The following is a 4,354-nucleotide window of genomic DNA, read 5'->3' as shown; positions in this document are numbered from 1 at the left end:
CATCCGGGCAGGGGCGGCCGCGCTGGGGGTCGGAGGGGAACTGGTCCAGGCGGAGGCCCTGAGGACGGGCCGGCCGGGAATCATTACGGCGAATGCGCGGAGATTTGTAGCGGCGGTCAAGGAAGCCCGCGCTCAAATGAGCCCCCTCAAAGAGGCCGCCTTCGCGAGCATCAACGGCTGAGCAGTTTCGTGGGACTCTGAAAGTGGATCCGGTTGGCACCACCACTCGAAGATAGGTCGATGGGTTTCTTGAGGAGAGTTTTCAAGTACGTAAGGTTTCAAACGGCCAAGTTAACTGCAATTCGAACGAGATGTCAGTCGATGTCATATGCCGCCAGCGCGGCGAATTGAACTCAACAACAAAAATGCGGTCAGCGCCCTGTCAACCAAGGCCAGGGTGCCGAACCAATTGTTTTCAGCAGAAAGGCATAGGAGGCTATCGCTATGAAGAAAACACTGCTTCTTGCAACCCTGGCCGTTTTGGTGCTTGTCGCATTCGTCCCCTCGGTTCTATTCGGCCAGGCCGTGAACTTTGCTCAAATACAAGGACGCATCACCGACCAAACTGGGGCGGTGGTTCCAGGCGCCCAAATCAAGGTGACGCAGGTTGCCACGGGCCTGGTCAGGACCACGTCAAGCAACGACGAAGGACAGTATTACCTATCCAACCTGCCCGTGGGGCCTTACCAGCTGCGAGTAACGATGTCCGGATTCCGGGACTATGTTCAAGAAGGCATCGTCCTGCAAGTCGGTGGAACACCCCGGATTGACGTCAAGCTTCAGGTCGGCGCCGTGACCGCGGTGGTGCAGGTGGAAGCCGATGCCGGGATGGTGGAGACGCGCCAGAATTCGGTTTCCACGGTGATCGACAACAGCCGGATCATGGAGCTTCCGCTCAATGGCCGGAACGCCCCCAACTTGATATTGATCGCCGGGGCGGCCTCAAACATCTCGCTTCCGAGTCAGGATTTGATGAGCAGCAAGAATTACGGGAATGGCACGAGCGGCGCCTCCCAGACGATCTCCGTGGCCGGGGGCCAGCAAAATGCCAACAACTATCTGCTGGATGGCGGCGACAACAACGATGCCTTTTCGAACGTCAACTCGCCATTTCCGTTCCCGGACGCGATCCAGGAATTCAGCGTCCAGAACAGCGGGTTGTCGGCGCGTTTTGGCGTCCACGCCGGCGCGGTCGTGAACGTGGTCACCAAGTCGGGCACCAATAATTTTCACGGTAACCTCTTCGAGTTCTTCCGCAATCCCATCACCAACGCGCAACATGAACACTTCACTCCTGTGGCGCCGGGCTTTAAGGACGACACCATGAAGCGCAACCAGTTCGGTGGAACCCTGGGGGGACCGATCAAGAAGGACAAGCTGATGTTCTTTGTTGGTTACCAGGGTCTCAGACAGTCTTCCACCCCCCCACCCATTGCGACGCACGTCCCCACGGCGGCCGCGCTTGCAGGGGACTTCTCCACCATGATGTCAGCAGGGTGTCAGAGCAACGGGAAGGCCAAGACGCTGAAGGCCCCGTTCGTCAATAACAAGGTCAGTCCCAGCGTGTACAACGGCACTTCCCTGGCGCTTGCGAAATTCCTTCCGGCGGCGGCTGACGCTTGTGGAAACGTGAGTTTCACGATCCCGGGGATCGTGAACGAAGATGAGGTGATCTCCAAGATTGATTGGAACATCAGCGACAAGCACTCCTTTTTCACACGGTATTTTTTCACCGATTATAGAGCCCCAGTGGCGTTCGACTCGTCGAACATCCTTCCACAAGGGCAGACCGCTTCCCAGTTGTCGCGCTTCCAAAGCATGGTTTTTGGCGACACCTACACTTTCGGCCCCACCGTGGTCAATGCGTTTCGCTTTACCGCGACCCGGCTGGCTATCCACCGCGGCCCGGCCAGCGAGATGATCAATCCGGCGACACTGGGAATTAACGTTCCCAGTCCGATTCCGCAGGGCCTGGTCCTGAGCGTTTCCTCAGGCTACTTCACCACGGGCGGGGGATCACAGATGCCGGGTTTCTTCATCAACAACCTGTTCCAGGTGGCGGACGACGTGGATATGACGCGCGGGAAGCACCAGTTGACCTTCGGCGTGAACTTCATGAGGATGCAGCTCAACTACCTCTCCACCTTCCAGTCCAACGGACAATTCACATTCGGCGGCAACATCAGCGGCGACAACCTCGCCGACTACATGCTGGGGTTGCCTTCGAATTTTGCCCAGGGGAACCCGGAAGCCGAGGCCTGGAGATATACCTACTTTGGCCTCTACTTGCACGACAACATCAGGCTTCTGCCGAATCTATCCTTGAATGCCGGCATCCGTTGGGAGCCCTTCTTGCCTTCGAAGGACGCCTTCAATCGTGGAAGCCATTTTGACTACGGCGCCTTTATGGCCGGCACTCACAGCGCGGTCTTCCCGAACGCGCCGGCAGGGCTGACTTTCTGCGGCGACACGGGTGTTCCGTGCTCCTTCCAGAATAATAAGTGGCTGCAATTCTCCCCCCGGGTCGGTCTGGTGTGGGATCCGACAAATCAAGGCAAGATGACCATTCGCGCCAGTTACGGATTGTTCTACGACAGCCCGGAGATGTACTACTTTGACCGTTTCGCCGACAACTCTCCATACGGCAGCGGAATAAGCTTTGCCCCCAAGACGACCTCTGGGGCTTCACTGACCAATCCCTATGTTGGCCAGCCGGGAACCATCCCACAATTTCCGTTGCCGTTTCCGACTCCAGGGAGCCCTAATGCCTTCTTCCCGCTGAATGGTGTTTATATTAACAACTCCTTTGACGTTTCTCCGATGTACGTGCAGCACTGGAATTTGAGCGTTGAGAAGCAATTTGGGACAAACTGGATGATGTCGGCCACCTACCTGGGAAGCAAGACGACGCACATCTGGGTCGGGTACGAAGCCAATCCCGGGATGCCTGTGGCAGTTCCGTCAAATGCGCTATCGGGCTGTACACCGGGCCAGGCCGCTTCCACCAGCAATACGAATTGCCGGCGCGCCCTCTACATAGCGAACCCCAGCCAGGGGCAATACTTCTCGAACCTGACCTCACTGTGGGATGGAGCCAATGCCGAATACAACGGCTTGCTCCTTGTCGCCAAGCACCGTTTCAGCAACAACTTCAACCTCCTGGCAAATTACACCTGGGCACACTGCATCAGCGACCAGGATTTCACAGGCGAACTCACCAACAGCCGGCCGACCCTGTATCCGTCCCCCATCAACGATCCGAACACCGGAAATCTGAAAAAAGACCGCGGCAATTGCGGCATGGACGTTCGCCAGTCCATGAACGCATCGCTGGTCGTCACCAGTCCGAAATTTGAGGGAAGCCTTTCCGGGGCAGTTCTGAACAATTGGTCGTTCGCCCCGCTCTTCAGTTACCGTACCGGGTCATATTTCACGGTTCTGACCGGTGTGGATTCGGCATTGACCGGTGCGACCACATCCTTCAAAGACCGACCCAACCAGTTGAGTGATCCCCTCCAGGGCGGGTGCACGATCAATGGCGTGACCGTGCCTGTGGGTTCGACGCAATGCTGGTTCAACACCGGCGCTTTTGTTTCGCCGGCGAGCGGGACTTTCGGGAGCGTGGGCCGCAATTCGCTCGCAGGGCCTGGAGCTTTCACGTTCGATGTGGCCATTTCCCGCAGGTTGAAGGTTGGTGAAAACAAAGATGTGCAAATCCGCATGGAGACCTTCAATCTGTTCAACCACCCTGTCTTTGGCAACCCCGTGGCCAGCGTGAACAACGCCAACTTCGGGAGGATCCAGAGCCAGATTGGTGACGGACGCACTTTCCAATTCGCATTGAAATTTAACTTCTAAGACTTGAGCTGACGCATCCACATCGCCGGGCGGCAGGGGTTTGCTCCTGCAGCCCGGCGGATCGCGAACGAATACACAATTTGCTGTGCTCCGCATCTATCGGCTCTGTTTACGGCCACGTGCTGGTCGTGGACGGTGGATGGATGTCGCGGTGAAGGAGAGGACAGCAGTAGTCACCCGTGTGTTTGCCGGTAGTTACTTCCGGTGTGAAAGGTCAGCATGAAGACAAAGCAGGAAGTGCGGGAGCTGATAACGGAAGTAGGGATCGTCCCGGTGGTGCGGGGGGCCTCGGCCGAACAGGCGATGATGGCGGTGGAGGCGATCATTCTCGGAGGGATACCGATTGTGGAAATCACAATGACGGTGCCGGGGGCGATCGGGGTCATTCGGGAAATCGCCCGGACCATGGATTCGAGCGTGGTGGTGGGGGCGGGCACGGTGCTGGATGAAGCGACGGCGCAGCGGTGCCTGGAGGCGGGGGCGGAGTTTCTGGTGA

General features: G+C 57.6%; 3 protein-coding genes. All 3 read left to right on the top strand.

The window, feature by feature from the left end:
* Nucleotides 1–181, top strand: a 181-nt coding sequence (locus tag LAO21_23150; protein MBZ5555614.1) for a hypothetical protein, incomplete at its 5' end; no start/stop codon positions are given.
* 263 nt (nt 182–444) lie between these two features.
* Nucleotides 445–3,858 (top strand): TonB-dependent receptor, encoded by a 3,414-nt coding sequence (locus LAO21_23145; protein ID MBZ5555613.1) that lies wholly within the window; start codon nt 445–447, stop codon nt 3,856–3,858.
* Nucleotides 3,859–4,077: 219 nt separating this feature from the next.
* Nucleotides 4,078–4,354: 2-dehydro-3-deoxyphosphogluconate aldolase (locus tag LAO21_23140; protein ID MBZ5555612.1), on the top strand; the 277-nt coding region annotated here is incomplete at its 3' end.

It is taken from the genome of Terriglobia bacterium (genome assembly GCA_020073085.1).
Lineage (GTDB): Bacteria > Acidobacteriota > Terriglobia > JAIQFV01 > JAIQFV01 > JAIQFV01.
This window is presented reverse-complemented; position numbering and strand designations above follow the sequence as displayed.